The sequence below is a fragment of the Streptacidiphilus sp. MAP12-33 genome, assembly GCF_041261265.1.
Classification (GTDB): Bacteria; Actinomycetota; Actinomycetes; order Streptomycetales; family Streptomycetaceae; genus Streptacidiphilus.
Genome location: NZ_JBGCCA010000001.1, coordinates 322842 through 338930 on the forward strand (window position 1 = coordinate 322842; position 16089 = coordinate 338930).

The following is a 16089-nucleotide window of genomic DNA, read 5'->3' on the forward strand; positions in this document are numbered from 1 at the left end:
CGGGCGTCCTCTTCGTCACGTAATCACCCAATGAAAGATCATGCCGCCTGATTCGTTCCCCGGCGCGCTGAAACAGACGGTTCTTCCTCCTCTGCATCCTGCTCCTTTGTGAGCTGTTGCACAGGGCGTGCGAGGATTCAGGCAGGGATCCAGTCATGGATTCCGGCAAGGATTCGTTCGGCCAGGAAGGCGCGTCGTGGCCCAGCAGCTGTTCGCCACCCTCCACACCAACCACGGGGACATCGAGCTCAAGCTCTTCCAGTTCCACGCCCCGAAGACGGTGACGAACTTCGTCGAGCTGGCGGAGGGCGGCCGCGAGTGGACCCACCCGGGCACGGGCGCGGTCAGCAGCGACCGGCTCTACGACGGCACCGAGTTCCACCGCGTCATCGCAGGCTTCATGATCCAGGGCGGTGACCCGCTCGGCAGCGGCGTGGGCGGGCCCGGCTACCAGTTCAAGGACGAGATCCACCCGGAGCTGGCCTTCGACCGTCCGTACCTGCTGGCCATGGCGAACGCCGGGCCGGGCACCAACGGCTCGCAGTTCTTCGTCACCGTCGACGCGACGCCGTGGCTCAACCGCAAGCACACCATCTTCGGCGAGGTCGCCGACGAGGCGTCGCGGAAGGTCGTCGACGCGATCGCGGCCGTGCCGACCGGCCCGGGGGAGCGGCCGGTCGAGCCGGTGGTGCTGGAGTCGGTGGAGATCATCCGTCGTTGACGCAGGGCCTCGTCGGGGAGAGCGGGACGACATGCCGGACTGCTACCGCCATCCGGGGCGGGACACGGGGGTGCGCTGCACCCGATGCGAACGGCCGGTCTGCCCGGACTGCCGGGTCGAGGCCGCCGTGGGGTTCCAGTGCGTGGAGTGCGTGCACGAGGGGCGGGCGGCGCCGGCCAGGGGGCCGCGTACCGACTACGGAGGGCCGGTCCGCGCCGACGGCGCGCTGGTCACCCGCTGGCTGATCGGCGCGAACCTCGCGGTGTGGCTGCTGGCCTGGGTCGGCGGCGACGCCGTCTTCTGGCGCCTGGTCATGCAGGGCGACGCGGTCGCGCCGGGCGGCCAGTGGTACCGGATGGTCACCTCGGTCTTCCTGCACGAGCCGACCGCCTTCGGGATCCTCCACATCGCCCTGAACATGTGGTCGCTGTGGATCCTGGGTCCGTACGTGGAGTCGGCCCTCGGGCGGCTCCGCTACCTGGTGCTGTACCTGCTGGCCGGGATCGGCGGCTCGGCGCTGGTGATGCTGACCGCGCCGACGCAGTCGGTGGACGGCGCCTCCGGGGCGATCTTCGGGCTGCTGGGCGCGGTGATCGTGATCCACCGGCACCGCGGGTTCGAGCTGGGCCCGATCATGGCCGTGCTGGTGGTGAACCTGGTGGCCACCTTCTCGCTGGGCTTCATCGCCTGGCAGGCGCACATCGGGGGGCTGGTGGTCGGCGCGCTGCTGGCGGCGGGCTTCGTCCACGCCCCGGCGGCGCCGGTCCGGCGCCGGGACACCGTGCAGGCCGTGGCGGTGGTGCTGGTGGCGGCCCTGGTTGCCGGGGTCAGCCTGTACGCGGCGGCCCACGTCACGGGATGAGTGGGGTTATCCACAGAACGCACAGGGCGGCTCGCACAACCGTGCGAGCCGCCCTCGTGTGACCTGCGCTACGCGCGTTCACCTGCGGATGTGGCGCGTCTCACCGTCGCCGGGAAGGGCCGCCCCGATCGAGTTATCCACAGATAGTCGGGGTTTTTCCCCACTGTGGATAAGTCGTGTGGACAAGCGTCACTTCCACTGGGTGGAGACGCCGAAGCCACCCGCGATGAACGCGAAACCGATCAGGATGTTCCAGTTGCCGATGGCACTGATCGGCCACTGGGCGTTCGTCACGTAGTAGACGACGATCCAGACGAGACCGATCAGGAACAGGCCGAGCATCAGCGGGGCGACGAAGCCGCGGCCCGACTTGAGCTTGACCGCCGTGGCTGCGGCCGTGGTCGGCGGGGTGTAATCCGACTTCTTACGGATGCGTGACTTCGGCACTGGTAGGGCTCCCGGGGACGTGGGCCGATCAGAGGGGGCACGTGGGCATGGGTGCGGCACGGTACGCGCGCGTCCGTTAGCGTAGTGGCTGCGGGAGTCGGAAGGAGATAAGGGTACGTGGCAGATTCGGAAGAAGTTCCGCCCGCGTCGGACATTCCGCCGAACGAGGGAACTTCCCGACCGCATCTCCGGCGACTTTCCGGCCGGTATGCCGGACGTGTCCTGACCTGTCTGATCTTCGCGCTGGCCGGATTTCTCTTCTACACCAGTGCCCGCACCGCCAACGGCACGAACCTGCGCAACGACAACACGCTGTTGCGCCTGTCGGACCTGATACAGCAGCGCAGCCAGGAGAACGCCGCCGCCGACTCCCAGGTCGGCGCGCTCCGCGCGCAGATCGACCAGCTCGCGCAGGCGCACCCGGGCAACCCCGCCGACCAGGCCAGGCTGACCGCCCTGGAGCAGGCCGCCGGCCTGGACGCGCTGAGCGGCCCAGGCCTGACCGTGACGCTCAACGACGCGCCGCCGAACGCCACCGCCCGCATCCCCGGCGTTCCGCAGCCGCAGCCGGACGACCTGGTCATCCACCAGCAGGACCTGCAGGCCGTCGTCAACGCGCTGTGGCGCGGCGGCGCCCGCGGCATCCAGGTGCAGGACCAGCGGCTGATCTCCACCAGCGCGGTGCGCTGCGTCGGCAACCAGCTGATCCTCCAGGGCCGGGTCTACTCCCCGCCGTACGTGATCAGGGCCGTCGGCACCCCGAAGACGCTGGAGACGGCGCTGAACGGGGACATCTACATCCAGACCTACCTCCAGTACGTCACCGCCTACGGGCTGGGCTGGAAAGTGGAGCCGTCGCGGGCGATGACTCTTCCGGGCTACTCGGGCACAGTGGACCTCCAGTTCGCGAAGTAGGCGATCAAGGAGGACCGCGTGGGGCGGCTGGTGGCGCGGACGCTGGTCGAGCTGTGCATCACCGTCGGCGCGCTGATCGTGCTGCTCACCTGCTACCTGTTGTTCTGGACCGACATCGCGGCCAACCAGGCGATGGCGGGGGAGCTGAGCCGGCTCCAGCAGCAGTGGGACCAGCAGCAGGCGGACCAGCCGCAGGTCGCGCCGTCCCCGACCACGAGCGCGGCGGTGCCGACGGCCTCCCCCACGCCCACCCCCACGGCCTACCCGCCGGGCCAGGCCTTCGCGGTGCTGTACATCCCGCGGTTCGGCCGGGACTGGAAGAAGCCGATCGTCGAGGGCACCGGCGTCACCGACCTGCAGCAGGGCATCGGCCACTACACCGGAACGGCCGAGCCGGGCCAGCCGGGCAACTTCGCCCTGGCCGGGCACCGCCGCACCTGGGGCAACCCCTTCAACGACTTCCCGCTGCTGCGGCCGGGGGACCGGATCTACATCGACGACGGCCACTTCTGGTACGTCTACCAGCTCGACCGCACCCCGTTGCGGACGCTGCCCACCGACGTGGGTGTGCTCGACCCGGTGCCGCCCGAGTCCGGCTACACCTCGCCCGGCTCCTACCTGACGTTGACCACCTGCGATCCGGCCTGGGGGCACAGCCATCGGCTGATCGAGTGGGGCCATCTGGTGTCCACCACGCCCGTCTCGGCCGGGCCACCTGTGACGTTGCCGAGTTGACCCCTGACCCGCGGGGGTCCCCGATACGCTGGAGCCGAAACGAGGAGGCAGGCTCGATGTACGGCTTTCTGTGGCGCAAGCTGCCCGGCAGCGCGCCGCTGCGCGCCCTGCAGTGCCTGCTGCTGTTCCTGGCCGCCGTCTTCGTGCTGTTCCAGTTCGTCTTCCCGCGGCTGGAGCCGCTGCTGCCGTTCGGCGACGTCACCGTCAACGGCACCGGCACCGGAACGGGCAGCGGAACGGGCTCCACGGCCCCCGCCTCGCCCGGTCCGTCCGCCTCCACGCTCAACGGCGCGCACCGCTCGCCGGTCGTCGAGCTCTTCCAGAACCACGGAGTCGTTGCCTGATGTCCGCCCGCCCCGCCCGGATCCTCGTCGTCGACAACTACGACAGCTTCGTCTTCAACCTGGTGCAGTACCTGTACCAGCTGGGCGCGGAGTGCGAGGTGCGGCGCAACGACGAGGTGGACCTCGCCACCGTCACCAGGGACGCGTACGACGGGGTGCTGCTCTCCCCCGGCCCGGGCGCGCCCGAGGAGGCCGGGGTCTGCATCGAGATGGTGCACCACTGCGCGGGGATCGGGCTGCCGGTCTTCGGGGTCTGCCTGGGCCTTCAGTCCATCGCCGTCGCCTACGGCGCGGTCGTCGGCCGCGCGCCGGAGCTGCTGCACGGCAAGACCTCGCCGGTCAGCCACGAGGACGGCGGCGTCTTCGCCGGGCTGCGTTCGCCGCTGACGGCGACGCGCTACCACTCCCTCGCCGTCGACCGCGACACCGTGCCGGACGCGCTGCACGTCACCGCGTGGACGGACACCGGCGTCATCATGGGGCTGCGGCACCGGGAGCACGCCGTGGAGGGCGTGCAGTTCCACCCGGAGTCGGTGCTGACCGAGGGCGGCCACCGGATGCTGGCGAACTGGCTGACGGTCTGCGGTGACCCGCAGGCGGTGGCCCGTTCCGCCGGGCTGGCTCCGGTGATCGGCCGGGCGGCGGTCGCGTGACGGACCCGCACACGCTCCAGCTGCGTGCCGTGCGGTCCGGTCCCCCGTCCACCGGCGCGCCCGCGCCGGGCGGCCGCGCTGCTCGTCGTCGCGGCGCCCGCGCGGCCGGCTCCCCCGCGTCCGGCACCGGCTCCCCCGAGCCCCCGTCCGGCGGCCGGGCGGCCCGGCGACGTGCGGCCAGGGCACGCAAGGAGGGGCCCGGCATCATCGCCGTACGGGCCTTCGGCGAGCTGCTGATCACGCTGGGCGTGGTGATGATCCTCTTCGTCGCCTACCAGCTGTGGTGGACCAACGTCCGCGCGGACGCGTACGCCTCGGGCCAGGCCTCGACGCTGGAGCAGCAGTGGGGCGGCGAGAGCACCGCGAAGGCGCACCCGCCGTATCCGGACACGGTCGCGCCGGGGACGAAGTTCGCCATCATCTACATCCCCAAGCTGGACGTGAAGACCCCGGTCGCGGAGGGCACCGACAAGGACTCCATCCTCGACAACGGCCTCGTGGGCCACTACACCGGCGCCCAGGAGACGGCCTTCCCGTGGGACTCCTCGGGCAACTTCGCCCTGGCCGGGCACCGCAACACCCACGGCGAGCCGTTCCGCTACATCCCGCGCCTGGTCCCCGGCGACAAGATCGTCGTGGAGACGGCCTACGACTGGTACACCTACGTCGTCACCGGCTCGCTGCCGCAGACCTCGCCGACCAACGTCTCCGTCATCGCGCCGGTCCCGCCGCAGAGCGGCTTCAAGGGCCCGGGCCGGTACATCACGCTGACGACCTGCACCCCGGAGTTCACCTCCACCTACCGGATGGCGGTGTGGGGCAAGCTCGTCGAGGACCTGCCCAAGAGCGAGGGCGGGCAGCCCGCGGCGCTGTCCGGCTGAGCCGGGGCGGTACGCCCACCGCCGCTCAGGCGGGCAGTGCGTAGACCAGCCACACGCCGGGCCGGGCCTCGACCGAGGCCGGCGCCGGCATCCGCTGGCTGGACGACCAGTCCACCAGGTGCTCCAGGATCCGTTCGGCGCTGCGCCGGCCGAACGCCGTCCAGCGCCGGTCGCCGAGGAGCTCCGCCGCGTCGGTGAACTCGCTGAACCGGCGCAGCGCGTCCTCGCCGCGGCCGCGCAGCAGGTCGGCGAGGGCCAGCCCGCGGGAGACGTCGGCGCGGCCGCGCGGGTCGTCGGCGTCGCGGTGCAGCAGGGTGGCCTCCGTGAGCAGCCGTTCCGCGCGGTCCGGATTGGCCTCGCTGAGCGCGATGTCGGCGGAGCCGACCGCGCATCCGGCCTGCCCCGCGGGGTCGGCGAGGTCGCGGAAGAGGGCGGCGGCCTGCTGGTAGTGGTGGGCCGCCTCGTCGGTGCGGTGCCGCTGCCAGGCGAGGTCGCCCAGGGACCGCAGCATCGCGGCCCGCACGTCCTCGCGTCCGGCGCGTCCGGCGGCGTCGAGCGCGAGGTCGCACAGCTCCTCCCACTGCGGCCAGCCGGCGGCGGCCTCCAGATAGCCCGTCAGCGCCTCGGCCAGTTGCCACACCAGGGGCCAGTGCTCCGCCTCGTGGGCCAGCCGGGCCGCGTCGAGTGCGCCGGGAGTCTCCTCCTGGAACCACCGGACGGGGCTGTCCCCCACGATCCGCGCCCACGGCACGGCCCGCGCGACCGCGCCGGGCGCGGTGGACCCACCCGGCCTGGCGGTGAGGGCGGTCGGGGCAGCCACGGTGGGCGGGGTGGGCACGGTGGGGGCGATGGGGGTGGCCGGGACGCCGAGCGTGGCGGCCCGCGCGGGCGCGTCAGGGCCACCCGGCCTGGCGGTCGGGGCAGCCACGGCGGGCGGGGTGGGAATGGCGGCAGCGCCGGTCGCGCCGGGGCGCCCAGGCCCGGCGGCCTGGGCGGTCTGGGCGGTCAGGCCGGGCTCCGTGCCACGGGCGGTCGCGGCGCGCGCGCCGGGCGCGGTGGGCGCGGCGCGGGTGGGGCCCGTGGGCGGGCCCGGTGGGGTGTTGCGGGCTGCGGTCTGGTGGGGGCGGCCCGGGAGGAGGGTGCGGTCGGCGTGGGTGGCGAGCGCCAGGTAGGCGGCGGCGAGGCGGCCCGCGGCGGCTCGCCGCTCGGACTCGGGTTCCTCGGCGTCCAGCCGTTCCACGGCCAGGGCCCGCAGCAGGGGGTGGATCCGGTACCGGTGGGCGGTCTCCGGGCCGGTGACCTCCAGCAGGCGCAGCTCCAGGAGCCGCTCGACGACGCGTTCGGCGGCGCCGTGGCCGGTGCCGAGCAGGGCCGCGGCACCCCACAGGGCGAAGCCGGACGCCGGGGCGAGGGCGAACAGCCGGAACGCCCGCCGTTCCGTCCCGGGGGACTCCTGGTAGCCGACCAGCAGCGCGCTGCGGACGTCGAGGTCCCCGACGGCGAGCACGTCCAGCGGGGCGGGTGCGGTCCGCAGCCGCTCGGCGAGGGTCGCGGCGGTCCAGTGCGGCCGGGCGACCAGCGTGGCGCCGGCCACCCGCAGGGCGAGCGGCAGGTATCCGCACAGGCGGGCGATCTCCCGGACGGAGTCCGGGTCCCCGCCCGCCGCGTCGCCGCCGATCCGGGTGAGCAGCCGCTGCGCCTCGGCCGGCGGCAGCACGTCGAGGGTCAGGTGGCGGCCGCCCTCCAGCCCGGCGAGCCGGCGGCGGCTGGTGACCAGCACGAAGGCGTCCGGTGCGGCCGCGACGATGGGCCGGACCTGCTCCTCCGTGGTGGCGTCGTCGAGGATCACCAGCAGGCGGCGGCCGCGCAGTTCCTCCACGAGCCGGTGGCAGACCTCGTCGACGTCGGCCGGGTGCTCGGCCGCGGCCGAGCGGCGGCGCCGCTCGGCCGGGCCGAGGAGGTGGTCGAGCAGGGCCAGGGCCCCCTGGGCGGGGTCGAGCGGCCGTCCGCGCGAGCCGCGCAGCCCGATGAGCACCTGGCCGTCGGGGAAGGCGTCGGCGTGACGCCGGGCCAGCTCCACCGCCAGGGTGGTCTTGCCCGCGCCGGAGCGCCCGCTGATGTCCAGGACCCGCACGCCGGGCTCTCCCTCGGCCGTGCCGCCGATCAGCGGACCGGCCGCGGCCAGTGCCTTCTCCCGGCCGGTGAAGTCCTCGGTCGGCGCGGGCAGCCAGAGCACCGGGCGCGGCGCGGGCCGGGCGGAGGAGCGGGAGCGGTTCGGTTCCTGCCAGGCGAGCGTGGGGTCCGAGCGCAGGATGCGTTCGTGCAGCCGGGTCAGGGCCGGCCCCGGGTCGACGCCCAGCTCGTCGGCGAGCGCCTTGCGGACCCGTGCGTAGGCCGCGAGGGCGTCCGACTGGAGGCCGGAGCGGTAGAGGGCGACCATCAACTGCGCGTGCAGCGCCTCGCGGTAGGTGTGTGCGCCGGTCAGGGCCAGCAGCTCACCGGTCAGTTCGCGATGCCGTCCGACGCGCAGGTCGGCTGCGACGCGCCGCTCCAGGGTGCCCAGGCGCAGTTCCTCCAGCCGCACGGAGGCGGCGGACAGCAGCGGTCCGTGCGGGACCCCGGCCAGCGCGACGCCGTTCCACAGGCCGAGCGCCTCGGCGAACAGGGCCGAGGCGTCGGTGAAGTCGCCGTGCTCGTAGGCGTCCAGACCGGCCGCCCGCAGCGACTCGAAGACGGTGAGGTCGAGCTCCCGGTCGGCGATGTTCAGCCGGTAGCCCGGCGGGCGGGTCTGCAGCAGGCGGTCGCGCGGCTCGTCGGGCGGCAGTCCGGCGGCGAGCTGGGTGCGCAGCTGGGAGACGTAGACCTGGAGGGTGGTGATGACGGTGCGCGGCGGTTCGTCGTCCCAGAGTTCGTCGACGAGCGAGGTGATGGGCACCACCTCGTTCGCGCGGACCAGCAGCGTCGCCAGCAGCGCCCGGACCTTGGTGGCCGTGGGGGTGCGCGGATCCATCCGTACCGGCCCCAACACGAAGTACCTCATGGCTGATCCATCCCCCGTTCCGTCGTCGCACGGCTGGTGCTCGTGCCTCATGTCATCCTCAGCAGTCCTGTCCCACGACGACCTCGACCGTGCCGACCTGGCGCGATCCCTGGAGGAAGCGCAGGGACAGGGGCAGCAGGGGTCGGCCGTCCGCGTCCCGCCGTGCCGGCCGGGGCGTGGACTCGCAGACCAGCGCGAGGTCCGGTTCGGCGAAGCCCTGGAAGTCGGCGCTCCAGCCGGCCAGGACGCAGCTGCCGGGCGGGTAGCCCTGGAGCTGTCCGGCGTGCAGGAAGGCCAGCTGCCGCGAGGCCTCCATGAGCACCAGGACCGGTACGTGGTCGGGCGAGCCCTCGGCGAAGACCGGGTGGCCCGGTTCGGCGACCACCTCGGCGACCAGGGTCTCCTCGCCGGCCCCGGTCCTGGGGCGGGCGACCACGACGTTGGCCGGGTCGGCGCGGCCCACGACGTGGGGTGCGACGCGTTCGGTGAGCGGGTCCCGGGCCGGTGCGGCGTGGCCGGCGCGGCTGGTGGCCCGGCCCCTGCTGCGGTGGTTCTGGTAGACCTTCGGCATCAGGAAGACCAGCCGGGCGCGGGCGGTGCCGCAGGGCATCCCGTCGATCCGGATCTCGGCCCGGCACTCCAGGCCGCGCGGTACGCCGCCCACGACGTCGACGGGGGTGAGCGTCAGCTCCAGGCCGAGATGGGTCGGCCCGGGGGTGCGCCGCCAGGCGGCTGCCGGGTCGAGGGTCACCTCGCTGGTGGAGAAGACGGCGGGCCGGCCGGCGGGGACCCGGAAGTAGCGGTGGGCCACGAACAGGGTGGCCCGGCGCAGGGCTTCGAGCGGCAGGTGCGGCTCGTGGTGGGTGCCGGGGCCGTCGCCGTAGAGCGGGTGCCGCTCCGGCAGCACCGCGGACAGCCCGAAGTCCTGGGCCTGGACGCCGGTGCTGCCGCGCAGGAAGCCCTCCAGGGTGCGCGGGCGGTGCACCAGGTGGCGCACGAGCGGCGCGAGGTAGTCCGAGGCCGGTGCCGCGGGTCCGGCGGCGAGCGTGGTCACGGGGGCGGACGGCGCGGGCGGTGTGGGCGTGGGTGTGGGCATGATCCGGTTCTCCTGTTCCTAGCTCGTTCCGGTCGCACGGCGGTGGGCGGTCTGGAGCAGCAGCCAGACCGTGTGCAGTTCGTCCTCGTCGCGCGGCCCGAAGACCAGCACCGATCCGGCGGGCGCGCAGGACACGCCCCAGCCGGCCTCGCAGACCTGTTCGGCGGTCTCGGGCGGGAGCATCAGGTGCAGGCTCCCGTCGTAGGGCGGGTGCAGGTGGCCGAACTCGGTGCCGGCGAAGAAGGCCTGCACGGGTCCGTGCGCCAGGGTGGGCGACAGGTGGTAGGCGCGGCTGCCCGGCACGCACACGTAGGAGGGGCCGATCCGTACCCCCCGCAGGGCCGCGGCCTGGTCCAACAGCCGCTGTTGCAGCTCGGGCGAGGGCGCCTGGGTGAGCTGTTCGGCCCGTTCCTTCACCGAGACCAGCGGAGGGCGTCCACGACGCGGCGGCATCAGTTGCCCGCCGTCGTGATGTGTCGTCATGCGGCCTCCCGAGCACTGCCTCGTGGCCGTGCAGCGGCGCACGGGCTCACAGCGACAGTCTTCCCGGGGCCGGTACCGTTTGGTTCCTGTCCGGGTTCCGTCAGGACGGGAGTGAGGGGACGGCCATCGGTCGTCCCGGGGGAACGGCACCGAGAAGGATCGGAGCTGTCAGCACGACACGCAGTAAGTCGACTCGGGGGAGTTGGAAATGATGCGTCGCATGATCACGGCGTTGCTCGGAGCGGTTTTGGCCGGGGCGCTCATGACGTCCGCCGCGGGTGCGATCCACGGGAGCATCCAGGCGGACGAGGGCATCGGGGGCAACAGTACGCCCGGTACGACGGCCACGGCGGCTCCGGCCACACCGTGAGGCCCGGCGGTCCGGGGCCTGGGCAGGGCCCCGGCCCGCCAGGGCGGCAAAACCGGCTCAGCTCGTGCGGATGTGCCCGACGGGGACGCCGAGGCGGTCGAACCGGTCTCGGGCCTGTTCCCGGTGGATCGCGGCGGAGGCCGGGTCATCCAGGGCCACCTCGATTTTGGCGATCTCCTGCAGTGCCTCGGCCTCGTCGATCCTGGCGCCGATCTCCACGGCGCCGGCAAGGGCCTCCCGATGGCAGGTCAGGGCCTGGCGCAGCTCACCGCGCTGGTGCTCGACGCGCCCGAGGACGTTGTGCACACGCACCACGACGGAGGGCGAGTGGATCGTCCACAGCATGTCCCGCGCCTCGAGGGCGTGGCGGTGCGCCTCCTCGACCCGGCCGAGCAGCAGCAGGACCCCCGCCTTGCGGGCGAGGACCAAAGCGTGGTGCGGCGACCCCGGCAGCTGCTCCGAGAGCTTCTCGGCCCGAAGGATGCTCTCGAGGGCGTGTTCCGGGCGGCCCAGCCCGACCTGGGCCGAGGACAGATTGGTCAGTGCCAGCACCCGGAAGTACGGCAGGCCCAGACTCTCGCACATGATGTTGGCCAGGCCCGACTCCTGCTCCGCGTACGCGTACTGACCGAGGTAGCAGGCCGAGGAGCCGATGCTCACCCGCGTCGTCGCCTCCTCACGTACGTCGCCCGAATCCTGGTGCATGGCCAGCGCCCGTTCCAGGCACCGCAGGCCCTCACGGTAGTCCCCAAGGCTGCTGTGGAAGACGGCGAAGCGGCTGAGCGCGCCCGCCTCCAACTCGAGGTCACGGAGCTCCACGGCCAGCTCCACCGCGCGCCTCGCGTGGACCGCGCCTTCCCGGAAACGGCTCAGCTGCCACAGGGAGACGGCCAGGAAGGTGTTGGCGCGTTGCAGTTGGTAGGGGTCCCCCACGGCTTCGGCCATACGCACGCCGGTCTCGGTAGCCTCCAGGTACTCCTGGAGGTAGCCGTTCTCCTGGAGATAGGGGCCCAGGTTGCGGGGTATCCGCGCTGCCTGCCGGTGCAGGCCCATGCGTTCGCTGGCGCGCAGTGCGGCGAGCACGTTGGCCCGCTCCTGGCCCATCCAGGCCTGTGCGGCGTCGGGGCCGGGGAACTCAGGGAGGGTAGGCGTCGACTTCGGTTCGTGTCTGGCAGGATCAGGCTTCCAGCCTTGGTAGAGCGCCTGGGCGGCGGCACTGACGGCCCCGGCGTAGTACTCCACCAGCCGTTCGGCCGCCGCCTGGTCCTCCGGTGGGCAGACACCCGGCTGGAGCGAGTGGGCGAAGCTGCGGACCAGGTCGTGGAAGACGTACCGCCCGAGCGTGTGCTGTTCCAGCAGGTTGACGTCGACCAGGTACTCCAGCCGACGCTCGGCCTCGTCCAGGGACAGGCCCAGCAGGGCTGCCGCGGCGTGGACGTCCACGTCCTGGCCGGGCAGCAGGCCGAGCAGGCGGAGGGCGTCCTGGTAGTCGGCGGTCATGCTGTCGTGGGACAGGCGCAGGCTCGCCGCCACGCTGCGGTCGCCGCCGCGCAGTTCGTCCAGTAACCGGGTCTGCTCGTGCAGTCGGCCGACCAGGTGCGCGAGGGTCCAGCGGGGACGGCTGGCCAGCCGGCCGGCCGAGATGCGCAGGGCCAGCGGGAGCCGGCCGCAGAGTCTGATCAGGTCGGTGGCGGCCTCGGGCTCCGCCGCCACGCGCTTCTCGCCGAGGGCGCGGACCAGGACCTCGTGGCTGTCCTCTTCGGTGAGCACGTCCAGGGAGAGGGTCTCCACCCCGTCGAGGTCGTCCAGCCGGACCCGGTTGGTGACCAGGACCAGGCAGCCGGGCGAGGCGGGCAGCAGCGGGCGCACCTGCTCGGCGTCCAGGGCGTTGTCGAGCAGGATCAGCAGCCGCCGCTGCGCGGTGCTGACCCGCCACAGCGCGATCCGGCTGAGCAGCCCGTCCGGGATGCGTTCGCCGGGGACGCCCAGGGAGTGCAGCAGTACGTCGATCGCGGCACTCGGGTCCAGCGGCTGCTGACCCGGGGTGAAGCCGGCGAGGTCGACGTGGAGCTGTCCGTCCGGGTAGTGCTCGGCCAGCTGATGCGCGGCTCGTACGGCCAGGGCGGTCTTGCCGCAGCCGCCCATACCGGTGATTGAGATGATCTTCATATGGCCCTCGGCACTTCCCGCGCTCTCCCGCAGCTGCGCCAACTCGGCCATGCGGCCGGTGAAGTCGGGCAGGTCGTAGGGGAGCGAGCGGGGCGACCCGGAGGGGCGGGGCGCGATCACCTCGACCGGGAACTTCTGTCCGGCCGCCACCGACGGCGGGTCCAGCTCCGGGCTGCTGCGCAGGATGTCCTCGTGCAGGCGGCTGAGCGCGGGTCCGGGGTCGATGCCGAGCTCGTCGGCGAACAGCGCCCGCACCCGGGCGTACTCCTCCAGGGCGTCTGCCTGGCGCCCGGACCGGTACAGGGCGAGCATCAGCTGACCGCGCAGTCGCTCGCGCAGCGGTTGCAGCCGGACCAGTCCGCGCAGTTCACTGACCAGTTCGGGATCCGGTCCGGCTTCCAGACGGATGTCGACCAGTTCTTCCGTCGCGGCCAGCCGGAGCTCCTCCAGCTCCGCGGCCATGGCCTCGATGACGGGGCTGCCCAGACCCGCGAGCACCGGTCCGCGCCACAGTGCGAGCCCCGCGCGCAGCTCGTCGGCGGCGTTCGCGGACAGTCCGGCCGCCTGGGCCTCGCGGGCGCGCCGCAGCCGGACCCGGAAGATGCTGAGGTCGAACTGGTCCTCCGCGACGAGCGCACGGTATCCCCCGCCGTCGGTGTGCAGCAGTTCGTGGCCGCCGGGCAGGCGGCGGCGCAGGTCGGCGACCATCTTGCGGATCTGGTGCTCGGCCGTGGCCGGCGGCTCGCCCTCCCAGACGGCCTCGACCAGGCGCCGGACCGGGACGACCCGCCCCGCGTCGAGCAGCAGCACGACCAGCGTCCGCTCCTGCTGGGGGCCGCCGAGGGGCAGCCGGATCCCGCCCGCGTGGCATTCCAGGGGACCGAGGACGCTTAGGCAGAGCCCCCCGTCCTCGCCTGTCGAGTCGACCGCCATGACCGCTACCTCCCCCGTCACCGCCCTGCCCCCGGGGCCGGCCGTCGGCGCGATCGGGGACCGTGTCCGATCGTAGGCGGTGACGTGGGCCGATGGCAGGAGGGTCCTTCGGCCGCCGCCGACCGTGGGCGTGGTGAGAGAGGACACTCAGCCGGCCTTCCCCGACCAGCGGAACAGGTCGGCGGTGCGGGCGCGCAGGCGCGGCGCCGTCGGTTCGGCGGGCGGCATGAGGACGGCGACCGCTCCCCCGTGGGTGTCCGGGGTGGGGACGGCGGCCAGCCCCCAGGCCCCGGCCGCGGCGCTGACGCCGGCCGCGCCGCCGTAGTCGGGCCCGACGCCGACGCAGAAGCTGTCCAGCGAGGTGGCGAGCCCGTCGGTGGCCTTCAGGAACGCCTGCTTGCGCACCCAGCAGTCCAGGAAGGCGCGGTCGCGCAGCGGTTCGGGCAGGCGGCGCACCATCTCCTGCTCGTCGGGGTGGAGCAGCGGCACCAGTTCGGTGCCCGGCACGGCCTCCACCGCCTCCACGTCCGCGCCGACCGGGGAGGCGGCGAAGGCGCAGACGGCCAGGCCGGTGGTGTACGAGAGCGAGAAGTGCAGGGCGGGCTCCGCCTGGACCAGCGGGCGGCCGTGGTGCCGCCCGCAGCACCGGCAGACAGCCCGGTCGATGGTCACCCCGCCTGCCGGGCGGCCGAGATAGGCGCCGAGCAGCAGCCGCAGCGCGACATGGGCGGTGAGCAGCATCTGCCGGCCCTCGGCGTGACCGCACAGGTCGACGCGTTCACGTTCGCCCGGGTCGAGCAGGCCGCGGAGGCGGTCGGCCGCCGCGAACTGCTCCGCCGCGGCGGGCACCAGCCACACGTCCACCGCACCGGCGGCGGGTCGCCGACCGGGCGACGGAAGCTCCGACACCGCGGCGAACTGCTCTGTGGTCTCCAGCATGGTCTCACCTCCAGGTTGAGCGGTGGGGGACGCGCCTTTCACGAGTGGCGGACCAGTTCGGCCAGTTCGGCGCTCATCGCCCCGGAGATGCGGCGCGGGTCGGTCAGCTCGTCGGCCGCGCCGTGCAGGCCCACGAAGACCCGGTCGCGGTAGCGGCTCACCGCGACGGCCACGGTGTGGCCCTGGGCGAGCGGGGCCAGTGGGTGCAGCGCCGTCAGCGGGGCACCGGCCAGGCGGAACGGCAGGCCCGGCAGGGGGACGTCGGTGACCAGGGCGTCGAACAGCAGCGGCGCGGTCGGTCGCAGCACCGGGCCGGTGAAGCGGTGGCAGCCCGGTGGCAGCAGCTCGGAGAGGGTCGCGACGGCGCCGGGGCCGCGGTCCGCGCCGCGTTCCTTGTGCGCGCCCATCGCCTCCCGGACGCGCAACAACCGGATCAGTGGGTCGGGTTCGGCCAAGGGCAGATCCACCAGGTAGCCCGAGAGCTGGTTGCCGGTCTCCGTCCGTCCCGCTCTGGTCCGGGCGCTGACCGGCACCAGCACCCGGCTGGTGCGCCGCGCCGGATCGTGGCCGAGGCCGAGGAACCAGCGCCGCAGCGCCCCGGCGAGCACGGCGAGCACGACGTCGTGCAGGGTGCCGCCGTGGGACCGGCGCACCTTCTGCAGCGCGGCGAGCTCGAGCACCGGCAGGGCGACCACCCGCCGGGCGGTGTCGGCGGGGCCGCTGCGCAGCGGTGAACGGGTGCGCCGCAGCACGTCGGTGAGGCCGGTGGTGGCCACCGCGGCGGCGACGTCACCCGCCACGCCCGCGGCCCGCAGACGGCGCCGGACGTCGGCCACGGCGGTGGGTGCGGCGCGCAGCAGCCGCCCCAGGCTCCCGGCGCCCGGGCCCGGGCCGGCCGGGACCGCCGCGGGCTCCGCCGCCGGCGGCCGGCGCTGCCGCGGCAGCCGGTCCAGCAGCCGGACCCCGAGCTCGACGGCGCGCAGGCCGTCCACGGCGGCGTGGTGGAGCTTCAGCAGCAGCGCGAAGCCCTCCTCGGGCCCGGCGGTGGGGGACGACAGCAGCACGTGCGCCTCCCACGGCGGCAGCTCCCGCCGCAGCGGCGCCGCCATCAGCTCGGCGGTCGTCTCGGCGAGCGAGCAGCCCGGGGCGGGCCGGTGCAGGTGGACGTGACGGTGGCCGTCGAAGGCGGGATCGTCGCGCCAGTGCGGCGGTTCCAGCGGGTTCCACGGGACGGCCACCCGTTGCCGCAGCCGGGGCGAGAGGGCGGCGCGCTCCGCGATCAGCGCGGCCAGCTCGTCCGTGGACGCGGTCCCGCCCGGCCCGAAGCGCAGCAGCGCGCCCAGGTGCATCGGCGCCGAGACCGACTCCAGGCTCCAGAAGGCCATGTCGAGCGCGCTGAGCCGCTCCGTTGTCGCGGTTGCCACGAGGGCTGTCGCCGTCGCCGTTGCAGTGGTCACCGTTGCTCCCCCTCAAGACCGTTGGCGCGCTCCACTCTCCCCGT

14 protein-coding genes and 1 pseudogene are annotated in these 16089 nt (G+C 73.7%); 8 read left to right on the forward strand and 7 right to left on the reverse strand.

From position 1 onward, the window contains the following. Positions 1-196 precede the first annotated feature (196 nt). Both ABH931_RS01570 and ABH931_RS01575 read left to right on the forward strand, forming a co-directional pair. Complete coding sequence (locus ABH931_RS01570; protein ID WP_370109046.1) at positions 197-721, forward strand: peptidylprolyl isomerase; 525 nt, start codon at positions 197-199, stop codon at positions 719-721. 70 nt (positions 722-791) lie between these two features. Next, the gene (locus ABH931_RS01575) at positions 792-1583 is read left to right on the forward strand and encodes a rhomboid family intramembrane serine protease (RefSeq protein ID WP_370109048.1); all 792 of its coding nucleotides are present in this window, start codon (positions 792-794) and stop codon (positions 1581-1583) included. Positions 1584-1772: 189 nt separating this feature from the next. Here the strand turns inward: ABH931_RS01575 and crgA are convergent, their stop codons facing one another. Beyond that, complete coding sequence (crgA, locus tag ABH931_RS01580; protein WP_370109050.1) at positions 1773-2030, reverse strand: cell division protein CrgA; 258 nt, start codon at positions 2028-2030, stop codon at positions 1773-1775. A gap of 222 nt (positions 2031-2252) precedes the next feature. Between crgA and ABH931_RS01585 the strand changes: the two genes are divergently transcribed. From ABH931_RS01585 to ABH931_RS01605, 5 genes and pseudogenes are all read left to right on the forward strand, one after another. Then, positions 2253-2945: a DUF881 domain-containing protein gene (locus tag ABH931_RS01585; protein ID WP_370109460.1), complete on the forward strand. Its 693-nt coding sequence runs from the start codon at positions 2253-2255 to the stop codon at positions 2943-2945. A gap of 18 nt (positions 2946-2963) precedes the next feature. Next, entirely contained in the window at positions 2964-3680 is a 717-nt protein-coding gene (locus ABH931_RS01590) for a class E sortase (RefSeq protein WP_370109052.1), read from the forward strand. Between the two features lie 56 nt (positions 3681-3736). Beyond that, a pseudogene (locus tag ABH931_RS01595) lies at positions 3737-3922 on the forward strand (hypothetical protein); the annotation flags it as partial. 101 nt (positions 3923-4023) lie between these two features. Further along, complete coding sequence (locus ABH931_RS01600; protein ID WP_370109054.1) at positions 4024-4677, forward strand: aminodeoxychorismate/anthranilate synthase component II; 654 nt, start codon at positions 4024-4026, stop codon at positions 4675-4677. Further along, positions 4674-5558 carry a class E sortase gene (locus tag ABH931_RS01605; RefSeq protein WP_370109056.1) on the forward strand — a complete coding sequence of 295 codons (885 nt, stop codon included), beginning with the start codon at positions 4674-4676 and terminating at the stop codon, positions 5556-5558. The genes ABH931_RS01600 and ABH931_RS01605 overlap by 4 nt, the downstream gene beginning before the upstream one ends. A gap of 25 nt (positions 5559-5583) precedes the next feature. Here the strand turns inward: ABH931_RS01605 and ABH931_RS01610 are convergent, their stop codons facing one another. Genes ABH931_RS01610 through ABH931_RS01620 form a run of 3 tightly spaced genes read right to left on the reverse strand, consistent with a single transcriptional unit; the run spans position 5584 to position 10177 of the window. Beyond that, on the reverse strand, positions 5584-8598 hold the full coding sequence (locus ABH931_RS01610; protein WP_370109058.1) for a BTAD domain-containing putative transcriptional regulator: 3015 nt from the start codon (positions 8596-8598) through the stop codon (positions 5584-5586). A gap of 58 nt (positions 8599-8656) precedes the next feature. Continuing rightward, on the reverse strand, positions 8657-9694 hold the full coding sequence (locus ABH931_RS01615; protein WP_370109060.1) for an AfsA-related hotdog domain-containing protein: 1038 nt from the start codon (positions 9692-9694) through the stop codon (positions 8657-8659). Between the two features lie 18 nt (positions 9695-9712). Beyond that, complete coding sequence (locus ABH931_RS01620) at positions 9713-10177, reverse strand: hypothetical protein (protein WP_370109062.1); 465 nt, start codon at positions 10175-10177, stop codon at positions 9713-9715. 208 nt (positions 10178-10385) lie between these two features. Here ABH931_RS01620 and ABH931_RS01625 point away from each other — a divergent pair, with 208 nt between their 5' ends. Continuing rightward, positions 10386-10547, forward strand: a complete 162-nt coding sequence (locus ABH931_RS01625; protein ID WP_370109063.1) for a hypothetical protein — start codon at positions 10386-10388, stop codon at positions 10545-10547. Positions 10548-10604: 57 nt separating this feature from the next. Here the strand turns inward: ABH931_RS01625 and ABH931_RS01630 are convergent, their stop codons facing one another. The 3 genes from ABH931_RS01630 to ABH931_RS01640 all read right to left on the reverse strand — a co-directional run bounded on the left by ABH931_RS01630 (position 10605) and on the right by ABH931_RS01640 (position 16045). Then, on the reverse strand, positions 10605-13649 hold the full coding sequence (locus ABH931_RS01630) for a BTAD domain-containing putative transcriptional regulator (RefSeq protein ID WP_370109064.1): 3045 nt from the start codon (positions 13647-13649) through the stop codon (positions 10605-10607). A 147-nt stretch (positions 13650-13796) separates the two neighbouring features. Continuing rightward, positions 13797-14588, reverse strand: coding sequence for a 4'-phosphopantetheinyl transferase superfamily protein (locus ABH931_RS01635; RefSeq protein WP_370109066.1), 792 nt, complete (start codon positions 14586-14588; stop codon positions 13797-13799). Between the two features lie 38 nt (positions 14589-14626). Continuing rightward, positions 14627-16045, reverse strand: a complete 1419-nt coding sequence (locus tag ABH931_RS01640; protein ID WP_370109067.1) for a wax ester/triacylglycerol synthase domain-containing protein — start codon at positions 16043-16045, stop codon at positions 14627-14629. Between the last annotated feature and the right edge of the window lie 44 nt (positions 16046-16089).